The organism is Flavobacterium sp. RHBU_3 (assembly GCF_046613565.1).
GTDB lineage: Bacteria > Bacteroidota > Bacteroidia > Flavobacteriales > Flavobacteriaceae > Flavobacterium.
This window is the reverse complement of record NZ_JBKJHC010000002.1, coordinates 170,261-186,751: the sequence shown is the minus strand read 5'-3', so window position 1 is coordinate 186,751 and position 16,491 is coordinate 170,261. Positions and strand designations below refer to the sequence as shown.

15 protein-coding genes are annotated in these 16,491 nt (G+C 43.3%); 7 read left to right on the top strand and 8 right to left on the bottom strand.

Annotated elements, in window-relative coordinates; genetic code table 11:
• Window positions 1-49: 49 nt before the first annotated feature.
• The 5 genes from ACLI1A_RS03140 to ACLI1A_RS03120 all read right to left on the bottom strand — a co-directional run bounded on the left by ACLI1A_RS03140 (window position 50) and on the right by ACLI1A_RS03120 (window position 4,158).
• Complete coding sequence (locus tag ACLI1A_RS03140) at window positions 50-316, bottom strand: hypothetical protein (protein WP_411405997.1); 267 nt, start codon at window positions 314-316, stop codon at window positions 50-52.
• Between the two features lie 131 nt (window positions 317-447).
• Complete coding sequence (locus ACLI1A_RS03135) at window positions 448-1,443, bottom strand: acyl-ACP desaturase (protein ID WP_411405995.1); 996 nt, start codon at window positions 1,441-1,443, stop codon at window positions 448-450.
• A gap of 6 nt (window positions 1,444-1,449) precedes the next feature.
• Window positions 1,450-2,184, bottom strand: coding sequence for a lysophospholipid acyltransferase family protein (locus ACLI1A_RS03130; RefSeq protein ID WP_411405993.1), 735 nt, complete (start codon window positions 2,182-2,184; stop codon window positions 1,450-1,452).
• Between the two features lie 259 nt (window positions 2,185-2,443).
• Window positions 2,444-2,854 carry a BrxA/BrxB family bacilliredoxin gene (locus ACLI1A_RS03125; protein WP_411405991.1) on the bottom strand — a complete coding sequence of 137 codons (411 nt, stop codon included), beginning with the start codon at window positions 2,852-2,854 and terminating at the stop codon, window positions 2,444-2,446.
• 164 nt (window positions 2,855-3,018) lie between these two features.
• Window positions 3,019-4,158: a lycopene cyclase family protein gene (locus ACLI1A_RS03120; protein WP_411405989.1), complete on the bottom strand. Its 1,140-nt coding sequence runs from the start codon at window positions 4,156-4,158 to the stop codon at window positions 3,019-3,021.
• 141 nt (window positions 4,159-4,299) lie between these two features.
• Between ACLI1A_RS03120 and ACLI1A_RS03115 the strand changes: the two genes are divergently transcribed.
• On the top strand, window positions 4,300-5,454 hold the full coding sequence (locus ACLI1A_RS03115; protein ID WP_411405987.1) for an ATP-binding protein: 1,155 nt from the start codon (window positions 4,300-4,302) through the stop codon (window positions 5,452-5,454).
• A 151-nt stretch (window positions 5,455-5,605) separates the two neighbouring features.
• On the opposite strand, the gene ACLI1A_RS03110 is transcribed toward ACLI1A_RS03115, so the two are convergent.
• Window positions 5,606-7,756, bottom strand: a complete 2,151-nt coding sequence (locus tag ACLI1A_RS03110) for a choice-of-anchor J domain-containing protein (protein WP_411405985.1) — start codon at window positions 7,754-7,756, stop codon at window positions 5,606-5,608.
• A 104-nt stretch (window positions 7,757-7,860) separates the two neighbouring features.
• Here ACLI1A_RS03110 and ACLI1A_RS03105 point away from each other — a divergent pair, with 104 nt between their 5' ends.
• Window positions 7,861-8,589, top strand: a complete 729-nt coding sequence (locus ACLI1A_RS03105; RefSeq protein WP_411405983.1) for a metallophosphoesterase family protein — start codon at window positions 7,861-7,863, stop codon at window positions 8,587-8,589.
• A 1-nt stretch (window position 8,590) separates the two neighbouring features.
• On the opposite strand, the gene ACLI1A_RS03100 is transcribed toward ACLI1A_RS03105, so the two are convergent.
• On the bottom strand, window positions 8,591-9,319 hold the full coding sequence (locus ACLI1A_RS03100) for a hypothetical protein (protein WP_411405981.1): 729 nt from the start codon (window positions 9,317-9,319) through the stop codon (window positions 8,591-8,593).
• 167 nt (window positions 9,320-9,486) lie between these two features.
• Here ACLI1A_RS03100 and ACLI1A_RS03095 point away from each other — a divergent pair, with 167 nt between their 5' ends.
• On the top strand, window positions 9,487-9,771 hold the full coding sequence (locus tag ACLI1A_RS03095) for a hypothetical protein (RefSeq protein ID WP_411405979.1): 285 nt from the start codon (window positions 9,487-9,489) through the stop codon (window positions 9,769-9,771).
• A gap of 115 nt (window positions 9,772-9,886) precedes the next feature.
• Here ACLI1A_RS03095 and metG read toward each other — a convergent pair whose 3' ends face one another.
• Window positions 9,887-11,947, bottom strand: a complete 2,061-nt coding sequence (gene metG, locus ACLI1A_RS03090; protein WP_411405977.1) for a methionine--tRNA ligase — start codon at window positions 11,945-11,947, stop codon at window positions 9,887-9,889.
• A gap of 227 nt (window positions 11,948-12,174) precedes the next feature.
• On the opposite strand from metG, the gene ACLI1A_RS03085 reads away from it, so the two are divergent.
• From ACLI1A_RS03085 to ACLI1A_RS03070, 4 genes are all read left to right on the top strand, one after another.
• Window positions 12,175-13,071, top strand: a complete 897-nt coding sequence (locus tag ACLI1A_RS03085; RefSeq protein WP_411405975.1) for a S66 peptidase family protein — start codon at window positions 12,175-12,177, stop codon at window positions 13,069-13,071.
• The gene (locus ACLI1A_RS03080) at window positions 13,071-13,430 is read left to right on the top strand and encodes a YraN family protein (RefSeq protein ID WP_411405973.1); all 360 of its coding nucleotides are present in this window, start codon (window positions 13,071-13,073) and stop codon (window positions 13,428-13,430) included. Before ACLI1A_RS03085 ends, ACLI1A_RS03080 begins: the two co-directional genes overlap by 1 nt.
• Window positions 13,431-13,508: 78 nt before the next feature.
• Window positions 13,509-14,171 carry an aspartate kinase gene (locus ACLI1A_RS03075; RefSeq protein WP_411405971.1) on the top strand — a complete coding sequence of 221 codons (663 nt, stop codon included), beginning with the start codon at window positions 13,509-13,511 and terminating at the stop codon, window positions 14,169-14,171.
• 160 nt (window positions 14,172-14,331) lie between these two features.
• On the top strand, window positions 14,332-16,491 hold the full coding sequence (locus ACLI1A_RS03070) for a T9SS type A sorting domain-containing protein (protein ID WP_411405969.1): 2,160 nt from the start codon (window positions 14,332-14,334) through the stop codon (window positions 16,489-16,491).

Here is a 16,491-nt window from a genome sequence, read left to right as displayed (position 1 = left end):
CTTTATACAAAAACTCCCGCCACTGGCGGGAGTTTTGTTTTTAAGCAAACTATCGGTGGCTCTTGCCGCCAAAACGCCTTAGGTAAGCTTCCCTTATTTTACGCTTTTGTATTTTAGATTCGTCTTCCCTATCAATTTCAAGATCTTCCAACCGCTTTTTTTTAGACCGTACAAATTCGTAATATGACCATACCGAAAATAGCAAACCACAAATACCAAGCCCTAAAATACCATTTGCGCTTAGTGTAGTTGTAACGGCACCTCCGGTACGTAAATAGGCGAACCCCGAAGAAGAGTTCATTGCAAAATATTTCATTAACAAACCTATGCTTAATATAATAATGGCACAGACTAATGATACTATGAAAAATATTTTCTTTCCGTACATGAAGCTTGGGACGTAAATGGTAAATATAAAAAAAATCCGCTCTTTATGAGCGGATTATATTACTTAATCAAAGCAGGCTGAACCCACTTGAATATATGTGGCTGTTCCGGTATTGTAAGCCTGTCGCTTATGCGCGCCATCCTGTCCGGTAGCTTCATAAGGTAATCACGGGCTTTTTCGGCTTCAGCTGTAAGGCCGTCTATCTTGTCTATCTGCCATTTTTCTATCAGCTTGCGTAGTATGTCTACATAGTCGTGTGCTGTGTATACACCTATACGCTGTGCAGCATTTGAAAATTCTTCAAACGCGGTGCTTATCTTGTCGCCACTTTCGCGCAAAAAGTGCGCGGGCATGGTTATCTTAAGCTTCATCATGTGCTGAAATGCCAGCATCATTTCGCTTGGGTCTATCTGGAAAATACGATTTACAAACTCGCTGTATGCCAGGTGGTGGCGCATTTCGTCGCCCGCTACCAGCTTACACATTTTACTCAGTTTTTTATCACCATATTGTTTTGCAAGCTGCGAAACCCTGTTGTGTGATATGTATGTAGCCAACTCCTGAAAGCTTGTGTACACAAAGTTTTTGTACGGGTCGCGGTCGGTACCAATATCAAAACCGTCGTTAATAAGGTGCTGGGTAGTCATTTCTACTTCACGCATATTTATACGGCCACTCAGGTAAAGGTATTTGTTCAGCAGGTCGCCGTGGCGGTTTTCTTCACCCGTCCATTGGCGCACCCATTTGCTCCAGCCGTTACCGCCGTTTTCTACCTGGTTTACACCTTCTACATCCATAAGCCAAGACTCATACGTAGGCAGGGCCTCTTCGGTAATGGTATCACCCACAAGGGTAACCCAAAAATCGTACGGCAGGTCTTTGGCTATTTCGCGTAGCTCTTTTACCTCCTCAAAAAAGTTTTCGTTTTGAGAGTCGGGCAGCAGGTCGGTAGGTTGCCAAATGGTTTCTACCGGTATAAGGTATTGCTCCACATAAGAATCTATGTTCTTTTCCAGGAATTGCATTACCTCCAGGCGGATATTTTTTACAGACATGTCTCTTTAATTTTTAATTCCTTGTATCACTGCATTCTCGGTCCTTGCCATTACTTCTTCAAAAGGGACACCTTTAATTGCAAATGGTTCCTGTACTGTAAAAGTTAAGCGGTTGCCTATGCCAAGCGGAAACTGTCCGAATCGTACTATTTTCCATGAGTTGTTTATGCTCACAGGGACAATCCACGCCGACGGGGCGTATTTGCAGAGTATTTTCAATCCGTTTTCGCTAAATCGCTTTGGTTCGCCGGTTTTGCTCCGGGTACCCTCGGGGAATATAACTGCCGAACGGTTGTTTTTTTCTATATACTTACCAAGGCCTCCTATAACAGGTATGGCCTGTTTAGGGTCTTTGCGGTCTATTAGTACACTACCGCCATGCCTTAGGTTATAAGACACGCTGGGTATACCTTTGCCGAGTTCTTTTTTGCTTACAAACTTCGGGTGAAATTTGCGCATGAACCATATGATTGGTGGAATGTCGTACATACTCTGGTGGTTTGCCACAATAATAAGCGGCACCCCCGAAGGCAATTTTTCCACGCCTTCAAATTTTACTGTAGTGCCCAGCGCCCATAGGCTTCTTACCAGCCAACCGTTTAGTATATCGACGCTTTTTTTGTGCGCCTGGTACCCAAACAGGTTAAAACACACCCACTGTATGGGGTGAAATATAAGTAAGAATATGCCGAATACCAGATAAAAAAGTACTGATAACGGGTAAGACAACAGTTTTTGCATTCTTTAATAAAAAATCACGCAAAAGTAGTGCCTTTTTGTGGAATAATAAAAATTTTTAGTATGCAGGCATTTAATTTCAGATTTCAGAGGGTAGATTTCAGATCTATTGGATTATTGGACGGTTAGATTTTTAGATTCCCTGTAAACTAGATTCCCCAAAAAGCTAAGTAGCTCAGAAACTCAGCAGCTAAATAGCTTAAACAAAAAAACCACGCCGTAAAGCGTGGTCTTCATTATCTAAAATCAAAGATTGAACAGATTAGCAGAAATCGTTGTAAGCCTCTTTAAGGTTTTCGGCGATAAGTTCTGCAGGGCGGCCTTCTATGTGGTGGCGCTCCAGCATGTGTACCAGTTCACCGTTTTTAAACAAAGCCATACTTGGCGATGATGGCGGGAACGGGAACATAAGCTCGCGTGCTGCATCTACAGCTTCTTTATCTACACCGGCAAATACGGTAATGATGTTTGTAGGCACTTTTTCGTTAGCAAGGCTCATACGGGCACCCGGACGGGCATTACGAGCAGCACAACCACAAACAGAGTTAACCACTACAAGCGTAGTACCGTCTTTTTCAATTTCGCTTTTTACGTCTTGTGCAGTAAATATTTCTTTAAACCCGGCCTCAGAAAGTTCGGCACGCATTGGTTTTACTAATTCTTCAGGATACATAACTGTACTTATTAAAGTTTTATGGCTACAAAGGTACGTAATTTTATATCTAAAAATATAAATGTATCAATTTTTGTTACAGAAAGGTTTTAAGGGTTATTTGGTAATTCGGTTATTCGTACATCCTGGAGTATGAGTGGCACTTAAAATTTATAATTCATCATTCAAAATAATCTACCCAGCAGTGCCTTAATAAACAATCCCTTTGGGCAGCTCCATATCACCTTCAGGTCGCCCCACAGTGAGGTTTCTTCATCAAGGAACTTAAACACAGGTGCCGCCTTACCCTTTCGGAACATAGCCGAGAAAATAGCACTGCCTTTTTCATTGTGCTTGGCCAGTATGTCCAGCAGCAGCAGGTCGTAAAACCAAAAACGATTTGGTTTGTAGAACTCCGTAAACGACTTGTCGCTTACCAGAAAACCTGCGAGTTGTTGACTGAATCTATTCGCATTTTTAAAGGTATACCCCGTACTGGCCTTTGTCCACCCTCCGGCAGAGCCTATGTGCATAATATTGGGTGAGTTTACTTCCCAAAACTTATAGCTGGTCATGGGTATGCTGCCTTTTTCTTTATCCAGTATCTCGTAGTGGGTTACGCCCAGGTTGGCAATGTATTCCTGTATAGCGGCTTCGTACTCCTGTTGCGGCAACAGGTCTTTGCTAAACAGTGTGTATTCTACAATGGCTTCGGTTTCGCTAAACGGCAGCACGTACATAAACCGCGTGTTCCCTTTTTGCGGAATGCTGAAGTCCATAAACACCGGCACAGCCGGATTAAATACAGGTTGCTCGGTTTTTATATGCCAACCGATAAAATGTTGTTGCAGTACCGGGTATTTTTTTTGCAGGGCAGGCAATGTAGGGCAATATATGCTGTTAAACAGCTTATCGCAGGTGTATTCTGTATTCTTGGTTTTAACCAAAACATCAGTCCCTAGGTCTTTAAAGGATAACACCATCTCTTGTAACATGGTGATGTTAGGGTGCGCATCTAGCGCTGCTTTTATGAAAGCATAAAAATCGGCGCCACGAACCATTTTGTAACGATAGTCTTCAAAATCCAGTTCGGTACGAAAATCGTCGTTGGCAAACAGTGCCGTGTTCCAGCTTCGGTACAGTATGCTATCCCATTCCCCGGCACCTTCTTCCCAAAAACACCAGGTACGGTCGTTTACCGTTTTAGTATCTGGGTCTATGAGCAGTATTTGCTTATCTGCAAACCGACCCGAAGTGGCCATGCGATAGGCCGTTAACAACGCCGCAAGACCCGAACCGGCAAAAATATAGTGGTAGTGTTTCATTATCCCAAAAATAACAAATAGAAAGCACTATTTTTAAGGGGTTTAACACCAAAAGGGCTTTTATATCCGTTATTTATTTAATAGATTTGTTACCAGAGGGTTTCGTTTCAATCTGAAATCTACAATCTGAATTCTGAAATCATGATCAACAAGCGCCTACTCATAAAAAACCTGCTCGCCCATAACGACGAGAGCAGCTTTTATGATAAAAAGCGCCAGCTGAACCTCCATACCAAAGAGGGTAAGGCCAAATTTGTAAAGCATATTTGCGCCCTTAGCAACAGTAACCCCACCAACAACAGCTACATAGTAGTGGGCGTAGAAGACGGCAGCAATGAAATTGTGGGTACCGACTTTTATGACGACAGCCGCATACAAAACCTGGTAAACGCCTTTCTGGAAAACCCACCGCTGATACAGTACGAAAATGTTCCGTTCCCTAACCTGCCCAAGGAAAACGTGGTGGGATTGGTTACCATAAGTCCTAACGGACGAACATCGTATTTTAAAAAGAACGTGTATACCATACCCGCCGGGGCTATTTTTATGCGCCGCGGCAGCAACTCCATTCCGGTAGATGCGCTGGTGGTGGAAGCCAACAGGCTGAACGAGATTATAGTAAACAGCATAGAAAACAACTCCCGAAACAGCATAGAACATACCCTGGAGGGCGTTATAGACTTTATAAACAACCGCCACAAAGACATGCCTGCCTACTACAAAGTGTTTAAGGAGCTGTTTATAGTATGCTGGGCTGGGAATAAGAAAGTGGTAAAGGGCAATACATACTATAGCCGGGTAGATATAGAGCTGATAAACGAGCAGATTAAGCTGTTTTATTCGGCATTAGATGAAGTGAGCATAGAGTACACCGACGACACCTTTAGCATAACCGAATATGTAGCCCTGGGACTGAACGACAAAACTAGCTACTACCCCTTGGAAAAACTAACCATTAGCTTTACCGATAAGGGCAGCTACCACATGGACAGCCAACTGTTATTTGACCCGCCGCAGTACAATGAAAAGCTGATGTACCACATATACAACTCGCAACTTGCCCTGCTGCGCAAACTGGAAAAGAACATTTACCTTACCGACCGCGAATATCGCGACGTAAGCAACATACCCAGTACACTGATGATTTGCTACCTCAACGGTTTTGAAGACGCCAAGCAGCGCCTTGCCGATGCGAAGCCGTTATTAAAAGCTTTCCCCGACCCTGCCGTGTATGTATCGTTTAAAGAAGCCATGCGGGTATTGCGTAAAATGAAGTACGACAGGCAGGTAACTTAGATGAAATATTCAAAAAAGGGGTTATTCCATTTCGACCGAAACGTAGTGAATTGGAGAAATCTCAAAAAAATGTGATATTTAAGATTTCTCCCTATCGGTCGAAATGGAACACTCAGTTACAACTAACACTTTTTAGACAAACGCCCGTAATTTATTTCTTTATCAGCTTGTAATTTCCACTGCCTTTATCAGTAACAACTTTTACCAGATAAAGTCCCGGCGCAAGCCCATCAGTTTTAACCGTTGTGGTGTTTGCTGATTGCAGGCACAGCCTTCCGTTAAGGTCGTATACCATTACTGACTGTAATGTACCATCGGTAATGCTTACATTCAGTACATCCTTAACCGGGTTAGGATACAGTTTAATATTATTTAATGCAAAACCATCGGTACCGGAAGTTGCTTCTACTACCTGAGTGCTGCATGTATTGGTAATTATCGGTTCGTTAAAGTCGAAATAGATACTCGCAGTACCGTACATATAATCACCCACAGCTACAGTACTTTTCGGCTTTATACGGTAGGTAATATAGCCATGGCTACCCGGTTCATCGGCGGCGCTGTAGGGCAGGTTTATGTTGTCAAATTTATACACGAGCATTCCGTCTGTGCGACTCAGCTGTGCTGTATGGCTTGTTGTTAGCGGCATAAAAGTATCCCAGTCCAGGTTGGCGTCCAATTGTTGTTCTACCCTTACATAAGTCGCTGCAAACGTACCTGTGTTCTGGAAACGTACAGTGTAGGTAAGGTAACCGTCTGCCTGTTCTGGAGTTATCTCGGCACCCTCGTGTACCGTAATATCATTCGGGTCGAAAGAGTTTACTATTGTCTTGTTAAGTATAGCAGTGTTATCGGCAATATTGTCATCGGAATTGTTAAGTACGGCGGTAAACGTAACCACATCGCCACTGTTATTTACAGGAGGAATCTCCGCATGAAATTGCAGTACATGGCTTTCATGCCCAAACAATGGCACATTACCAAAATCCACGTTTACACTACCCGAAGCCGTAGCTGCCGCACCATCATAAGAAAGCAGAGTAAAACGCGTTGCATCATAGGTAAAGGCTGCTGTAGCAGCAGCCGGTATAGTATTACCGGTATTTGCGGCGCTTACACTAACATAAAAATTGAATCCCGGAACGATAGTAGTACTCGCATTAAACATCAAAGCAAGATTGTCTACCGATTCCCCTGACAGGCCGAAACAAAAATCAGGGCCGTACTCTATACCTGGTGCGGTAAAATTATAAGTAGCCGTTACGGGATCAGGTGCGGTAAAGCCTGGCAACGCTATCGGCGTTAAAGTTATGGTATAGGTATCTTGTAAAGGAACATACAAAACATAGTAACCGTTAGCATCAGTATAAACAGACCCCGCGGCTGTACCGTTAATAGCCACTTGTATTTCCATATTAGGTGCTAAAGGATCATTGGCATTACAAACCTCGTCGCCATTCGCGTCTATATGGGCATTACCGGCAAGGTAAGAATAGCCTTCCTCAGGTATCGTACAAAATGTTAGCGGCCCGGTCCAGGTACTAACAGCACCGATATCGCAAATGGAACGGACATAAAAATCATAGCACATGCCCGGTGTAAGTCCGGTTATAATATATGGGTTTGCTGTAGTTGGCATCCCTAAACCTGTAGGTGTTTGCCCGGCAAGCACAACCTCTACTTCCCAGCTTCCGCTAGCAGGACCCGTCCATCCCAACTGAGCAGTTGTAGCGGTGATATTTGAAATATACAATTGTGCAGGCTCAGTACAGACACTTAAAACGGTAACATTATCTATTATCCAGCCTTCGCCGCCATCGCCCATCATTACAAATGCTACATACAATGTTTGCCCGGTATAGGCAGTCGGAATATCTACAGTAACCAGATTAAAATCTCCCTGTACAGGGTTAAGCTCCAATTCGGCCCATTGCTGCAACGGCACAAAGGAGGCTATATCATTCGGGGTTGTACCAACCATTACTTTATAGGTATTGCCCTGGTCACCTACCTGTATCATGCGGGAAGCAAAACTAACTTGCCCCCCTACGGGAACCGTAAACTGAGGAGTGATTAACCAGTCTTCGCTTTGCGTACCGGCGGCCATATTCTCACCATTAATAATTGCTGATTTGTTTCCCTGGTAAGGATTGTTGCTTTGCTGCCACTGCTGGGTAGGCCCGGCAACATTTAATGTAGACCAGCCTTGTGGCAGCCACGTGCCTTCAAAACCCTCAACAGGTATCTGCGCAAAGGCAGAAAAAGAGATTAAACTTAAAAGTGTAAGTAATGTTTTTTTCATGTAAATTGGCTTTTTTAGGTTTTGGTGAATCTGATTGGAATTTCTCCCTGCAAAATACTAAATTTACGCTTTACTTGCACCTAAATACTTAAAAACCATATTAAATGGGCAGAACCCTTGTTATTGGCGACATCCACGGCAGCTTACTGGCTTTACAGCAAATATTAGAACGCGCTGCGGTAACAAAAAAAGACCACCTGATTTTTCTGGGCGATTATGTAGACGGCTGGAGCCAAAGCCCCGAAGTAGTTGAATTCCTTATTCAACTGAAAACAACACACAACTGCACCTACATACGCGGCAACCATGACGATTTACTAATGCAGTGGCTGCATACCGGCCAGTATAACGAACAGTGGTTTAACCATGGCGGACGCATTACCATGGAACGCTACAATGCGCTTACCGAAGATGAAAAACAACTGCATATACTGTTTCTGGAAAGCCTGAAAGATTACTACCTAGACGAAGACAACCGCCTTTTTGTTCACGCGGGTTTTACTAACCTCAACGGTATACACCACGAGTATTTTACCCGTATGTTTTACTGGGATCGCACCCTATGGGAAACCGCACTGGCACTAGACGCTTCATTAAGCACAGAAGACCCGCTGTACCCTAAGCGCTTTAACAACTACAGTGAAGTGTTTATAGGCCATACGCCTGTAACCCGCATAGGGCAAACCGTACCGGTACAAAAAGCTAATATATGGAATGTAGATACGGGAGCCGCTTTTATGGGGCCACTTACCATTATGGATGCCGACACTAAAGAATACTGGCAAAGCGAACCCGTGTATACGCTGTACCCCGACGAAGCAGGAAGGAATTAAGTTATTTCAATGTAAGGCTTAAGTATTCTGTGCGCACCAGGTTATTAGCCTTTTCGTCTGCAATTTGTGCTTTTACAAAAAGCGTATGATTGTCTTTCCATTTTATTTCTTCAGGGCCCCAGGTGTTGAGTTCACGGGCAGCAATTGGCTTGATAATATTACGGGAATCTAAGAGTTCTATGCCGTTGTAAGTAAACGTAGCTATAAGGTCTACGTTACCAGAAACAATCTTTTTACCATCGGGCGAAACCACCGGAAGGCCGCAAACCCGGGCTATATCTCCTGTCTTGTTATCGATTAGCAGATAGTCGTATTCTTCCCAATAGGTTCCGAATACTACAAATTTACCCACATTCTTCAGGTAGCCGTAGTAGGTGTAATTAGCATAGTTTTCTGCTTCACCCTCATTTTCCTTGTCATTGTTAACCAGTTTCACAGTTTTACTTAAGGTTTTAAATGCAAGGGTGTCCCCTACCCTTTTTACATAACTGCTGTCTGCAATAAGCAGTTTATCTTCAGGGGTATCAAAGTTTACAGACGGCAAAGCATCAAAACCTGCTTTTGTAACGCGGGTAACGGTAACCGGTATTGTCCCCAGATTAAAAGTATCGAGCTCAGAGCGTAGTGTTTGTTCGTTTTTAATAATCTGTGCCGAAGGTTCTTTTTTATCGGCTTGGCAACCAAACAAAAGGGGAAACAGAGCTGCAATACAGTAAATGTAGTATTTCATATAATGATTATGATTGGTAAGGCTAATGTACAGGATTTTATTTTTCTCCTTAAAAAAATTTGTTGTAATAAATACACACAAAATAGTTACCTCAACATGATAAAAATCATACCCTTAAGGATATAGCAGCCGTAATTTTGACTCATAATAATAAAGGTTTTTTAGTTATGAGCACTTATCAATATTATCTACAAAGTTATACCCGCGGGTTTTTAGGATTTTCTACCCTTAGCGTAATGATACAAAGCTGCTTGGGCGGTCTTGCAGCTATGGCAATATTAATGAACGGCAATTCGCCTTTACAAATGTACCAGCTGTTTGTAGCTGTGGTGCTGTGTGTAGGCTACAACGGCGCACTGCTGTCTCAGCAAACTGCCAAAACTTCGTTTAACCTGCTTTTAGTAAGCATATTTGTAAACGCTACGCTGTTTATTGTAAACTGTTTCTATTAGCATCCTGCTAAGTAATATCCATAAAGGAAAAAGGGCTGCCTTTCGCGAAAGACAGCCCTTTTTTGATGTATTTGCGAAGCCAAAGTTTTACGACTGTAGGCTTTCAACTTTAAAACTAAGAAATCACTTCCCCGTTTCCTACACCGTCGGTATCCGGGTTAAGGAATACAAGCTTGCCTTCGGCATTTTGGGTCATAAGTATCATACCCTGGCTTTCTACGCCGCGCAGTGCACGCGGAGCAAGGTTAACCAGTACAGTAACACGCTTGCCTACTACTTCCTCCGGAGAAAAACTCTCTGCAATACCCGATACTATGGTACGCACATCAATACCCGTATCTACCTTAAGTACCAGTAGTTTGTTGGCTTTTGGCATTTTCTCTGCCTCGATGATGGTACCCGTACGGATGTCCATTTTAGCAAAATCATCAAACTGAATTAAATCCTTTTGCGGCACTACGGCTTTATTAGCCGCCTTGTTAGCCGTTTTTGTAGCTTCCAGCTTCTCTACCTGCTTCTGTATGGTTTCGTCTTCTATTTTAGCAAAAAGAAGCTCAGCTTCACCTATAACATGCCCTGCTTTAATCAGGTCGGCTGAAGTATTAATATCATTCCAACCAAAATCGCCTTCCAGTTTCAGTATGCTTTTCAGTTTAGCCGCTGTAAACGGCAAGAATGGCTCGCTTAGTACCGCAAGGGCAGTAGCTATTAGTAACGCTACGTACATTTGGGTTTTTACACGCTCCGGGTTTTCCTTAATCATTTTCCAAGGCTCCTCATCGGCAAGGTACTTGTTACCAAGGCGGGCAAGGTTCATCAGTTCGCTTAGCGCCTCACGGAAACGGTAGCGCTCTATACTTCCTGCAATTACGGCAGGGTACGCGCGCATTTCGGTAAGGGTAGCTTCATCTATTTCACTAAACGCGTTAGGGGCAGGTACTTCGCCGTTGTAATACTTATTGGTAAGCACCACCACACGGTTAATAAAGTTACCAAATATAGCCACAAGCTCGTTGTTGTTACGCGCCTGGAAATCTTTCCATGTAAAGTCGTTATCCTTGGTTTCAGGAGCAGTAGCGGTTAGTGAATAACGCAGTACATCTTGCTGACCCGGGAAATCCTGTAGGTACTCGTGCAGCCATACCGCCCAGTTTTTACTGGTGCTCAGCTTGTTACCTTCCAGGTTAAGGAATTCGTTTGCCGGAACGTTATCAGGCATTATATAAGAACCCTCTGCTTTAAGCATAGCAGGGAATATTACACAGTGGAATACAATGTTGTCTTTACCAATAAAGTGCACCAGCTTAGTGTCGTTACTCTTCCAGTACGGTTCCCAGTCCTTGCCTTCGCGCTGTGCCCACTCTTTGGTAGACGAAATGTAGCCAATAGGTGCATCAAACCATACGTAAAGCACTTTGCCTTCGGCGCCTTCTACAGGTACGGGGATACCCCAGTCCAGGTCTCGGGTTACGGCACGCGGCTTAAGGCCGTCTTCCAGCCATGACTTAACCTGGCCGTAAACATTAGGCTTCCAGTCTTTTTCATGGCCTTTCAGTATCCATTCGCGCAGAAACGCATCGTATTGGTCCAGTGGCAGGAACCAGTGCTTGGTAGATTTTAGTACCGGTGTAGTACCGGTTATGGTAGACTTAGGATTAATAAGATCAGTAGCGTTAAGCGATGTGCCGCAATTTTCGCACTGGTCGCCATAAGCACCTTCATTACCACACTTAGGGCAGGTACCGGTTACAAAACGGTCGGCAAGGAACTGGTCTGCCTGAGCATCATACAGCTGCTCGGTAACTTCCTCAATAAACTTGCCTTCGTTGTACAGTTTCTTAAAGAACTCCGAAGCTGTATCGTGGTGTATCTGTGCAGATGTACGCGAATAATTATCAAACGATATCCCGAAATCCTCAAACGAGGTTTTAATGATATGGTGGTATTTATCTATAACCTGCTGTGGTGTAATGCCTTCTTTTTTGGCCTTCATAGAAATGGCCACTCCGTGCTCATCGCTTCCGCAAATAAAAGCTACGTCGCGCCCCTGAAGCCTCAGGTAACGGGCATAAATATCACTGGGTACATACACCCCTGCAAGGTGGCCTATGTGTATAGGGCCGTTAGTGTAAGGCAATGCAGCGGTTATGGTATATCGCTTAGGATCTTGTAACATGACTTCTGTTTGAAATTTACCTGCAAAAGTACGAATAAATTGCAGTAGTACCACAGAGAGGTTGTTGGTGAAATTTAAGGCAATTGCAAGGAGGTGTTGTTATTTTTAATTAATTTTGGGCATAAGGAAAATAGATGCCGATGCCTGACGGACGATTTACAGGATTACAGAAAATATTTTTATTTGCCACTATATTGTTTATCAATACAATACAAGCACAACGCGTTATGAAAACTCCTCCATACCTTACTAAAGGAGATACTGTAGCCATACTGGCCACTGCCCGTAAAATAGACCACGAGCCACTGGAGCCGGCTATAAAACTGCTTAAAAGCTGGGGACTGAACGTAATTGTAGGCAAAACCGTAGGGCTGGACAACAACCAGCTGGCCGGAGCCGACTGGCAACGTGCTACCGATTTTCAGGAAATGATAGACAACCCTTCTATTAAGGCCATTTGGTGTGCCAAAGGAGGCTATGGTACTGTGCGCATGGTAGACCGTATAGACTTTACCAAGTTTAAAAAGAACCCTAAGTGGTTTATAGGCTTTAGTGACGCTACAGTACTGCACAGCCATATAAATAATATGGATATATGCACCATTCACAGCATTATGTGTGTAAGTGTAGCCCATGCCACACCCGAGGCCATAGAATCGTTCAGGAAATCGCTGTTTGGTGAAAAGATAAGCTACAACATACCTGCACATAAATTTAACAAGCCCGGCAGGGCTACGGGCGAACTGGTAGGAGGTAACCTATCTGTACTATACAGCATTATGGGTTCCAGGTCTGAGGTAGATTACAAAGGAAAAATACTGTTTATAGAGGACCTGGACGAGTATCTGTACCATATAGACCGCATGATGATGAACCTGGAACGAAACGGTTATTTCAAAAACGTAAAAGGTATTATTATAGGCGGTTTTACTAAAATGCGCGACAATGACATTCCGTGGGGGCACGACGCCCTGGAAATTATTCAGGATATTACCAAACAATACAACATACCCATTTGCTTTAATTTCCCGGCAGGGCATATAACGGATAACCGCGCGCTGGTTTTTGGCAAAGAAATAACAATGGAGGTAACTGCAGGCGGAACAAAAGTTACCTTTGAATAATGGCAGAGCATAACGAACTGGGCAAAGAAGGTGAAAAAGCTGCCGTAGACTTCCTGAAAAAGGAGGGCTATACCATACTGATTACAAACTACGTGTGGCAAAAAGCCGAAATAGATATTATTGCACAAAAAGACAACATTCTGGCATCGGTAGAAGTAAAAACCCGCTCGACCCTGGAATACGGCCTGCCGCAGGACTTTGTGAAGCCAAAAAAAATACAACTACTGGTTAAGGCCATGAACCAGTATGTTGAAGACAACGACATTGACGCCGAAGTACGTTTTGATATTATTGGCGTACATAAAAACGGCAGCTCATTTGAAATAGAGCATATTACTGACGCTTTTTTTCATTTTTAGCGTGTTAAATTTTTAACAATTTGTTTAATTTTATATATTTGCCCTCAGAACTATAACACACACAACTATTTAACTCTTATGAAAACCATTTCTTCTGTAGTAGAACACTACATTAAAACTAAACCGTTCTTATTAAGTGCTCTCTCCCAGGGCATCATTAACCTTACGTCGCTTGCCCGTACCATGATGCCTGAACTAGAGCAGGAACTGGGTAAAGACATAAAGCAGGGTGCTGTGGTAATGTCACTTAAAAGACTATCTGAAGACCTTGATTTTCGTGTAAACCACAAAATTGTAAAAGTGCTTAAAGGCATTGGCGAAATCACGGTACGTTCTTCTCTTACCGATTTTACTTTTGCCGTAAGCGACACCATACTAAGCAAACAGGCCGAACTTATAAACAACATCAACCAGAATCCGGATGTGTTTTATACTTCGTCACGTGGCGTAAACGAAACCAATATAGTGGTAAGCAGCAGCATGAACCATATTGTAGACCGCCTTTTTGCAGAAGAAAAAAAGATAGAACGCAATGACAACCTTGCTTCTATTACTGTAAAGCTACCTAAGGACAACATTAATACTCCTGGTATATATTATTATATCTTCCAAAGGCTTGCATGGGAAGGTATAACCATCATTGAAGTGATTTCTACATCATATGAATTTACCATACTGGTAAACGAAGACGAGGTAGACTTAGCATTTAAGGTAATAAAAGACCTTAAAACCACACACTAAAATTTTTAGTTTAGATTATACGGCGCCTTAATGGCGCCTTTTTTTATGCGATTTATTAGAAAAGTATTGAAAAACAGTGACTACTTTGTTAAAGACTTCTTAATATATTACAAATAACTATACATTTGCTTTTCTGAACTTAAGATAATAAAACTCGCTAATGAAAAGAATTACCCTGCTTATGGCGCTTTTATGTGCCGTAACATTATTTGGGCAGCAACGTATCCCTGCACATGTACAGCAGCTCATAAATAACAAAACAATATTCAGGCCGGTAAGTCCGCTAAGCGTTTCTGCCACAAGAAATGCTAAAGCTGATGCCGTAGTAACTGAGGCTACCTATGCCTCATTAAACACCGCTGTAATAAAGGACATTGCCAAAAACAAGTATGCAGCAATAGAACTGAGCATACCCTACAACAACAGTACTGTAACTATGCAGCTGTATCGTGTGGAAGTTACTGCAAACGGATTTCATATAGATACAGACAAAAAGCAGAATATAGCCTACGCAGGCGGCGCATATTACAGGGGTATTGTAAAAGGTGATCCTAAATCAGTTGCAGCGTTTAGTTTCTTTGATAAGGAAATGGCCGGTGTGGCATCATCTGAACAATTACACAACCTTGTTGTAGGCAGGCTTCGTACAGCTGACAACTTTAGCAACTACATAGTGTATTCGGACAAAAACATGACTGTAGCCAATAACTTTGTGTGTAATACCGAAGACAATAATGTAGTACCGGGCTTTATGCCTCATGGAAAATCAGTGCAGGAAGTAGAAAGTACACGTTGTGTTACTGTGTATTTCGAAATCCGTTACAAGCTGTTTGAGCAAAACAACTACGACACCACACTTACCAGCAACTGGCTTACGGCGATGTTTAACAATGTACAGACCCTGTACGACAACGACGGCATAACCACAGCCATTAAATCGGTTTATATATGGACAGAGCCCGACACCTATGATGCCACTTCATCGGGCGATTACCTGATGCAGTTTTACTACACCAGGCCGGTTTTTGATGGCGATGTGGGTCAGCTTATGGGTGTAGACGATGGCGGCCTGGGTGGTGTAGCCATTTCTATAGACGGCTTGTGTACCGATATGAACGTAAGCTATGCTGATACGTACCTTTCTTATGAAACCGTACCTGTGTTTTCATGGACCATAGAAGTGGTAACACATGAGTTAGGCCACCTGTACGGCTCACCACACACACACGGCTGCTACTGGAACGGTAACGACACCGCTATAGACGGCTGTGGCACGTCGGTAGGTTATGTAGAAGGTACCTGCGAAGAGGGTTACATACCTTCTGCCGAAGAAGGCGGCACCATAATGAGCTACTGCCACCTTGTAAATGGAGTGGGTATTAACTTTGCTAATGGCTTTGGACCGCAGCCGGCACAACGCATACTGGATAATATTGCAAACTCGCAGTGCTTAAGCACCGACTGTATTAATACCTGTATCAATACGGTAACAGCGCTGTATGTTATGGACAGCTCTATGACTACCGCTACCCTGCAATGGGAAGACGGTAACAGCGGGCCATGGCAGGTGGGCTATGCCCCTCTTGGCGAAGATATAACTTCATGGACTGAGGTTACAACAACATCGTATACTATTGAAGGCCTTGATGCCGATAGCTACTACACATTCTCGGTGAGGCCAATGTGCAACGAAACACAGATACCGGCAGATACCGGCATTACCTTCGGCACAGAAGCTGATGACTGGTGTAATGGTGCTTCGTGGACAGATACCGGAGGAATTTTGGAAGATTATCCAAACAAGCAGCACCTGGTACGTATTATTAAGCCGGGCGTGGCAGGAAATAATATACAGGTTTCGTTTGATAGTTTCGAACTGGAAAACGACTACGATTTTATGTACGTATACGATGGTATAGGCACCACAGCTCCGCTTTTGGGTTCATTTACCGGTAGCGATATACCGGGCCCGTTTGAGGCTACAAACGCAGACGGAGCACTTACATTTGAATTCATTTCAGACGAATACCTTACCCGTTCGGGCTGGGAAGCTACCGTAAACTGTACACTTGGCACTCAGGAAAACACGTTTAGTAACCTAAGCTACTACCCTAACCCTGTAAACGGCAACCTTACCATAACCGCAAGTGAAGGCATTACCCATATAGCCATCTACAACATTGCAGGGCAACTGTTAGCAGAAAGGCAGTTAAACGCTACAACCTCTGTTACAGATATGTCGGGTTATGCTACCGGGGTTTACTTTATAAAAGTGGACAACGGCCGCAACACGGCAAACCTTAAAGTTGTAAAAGAGTAA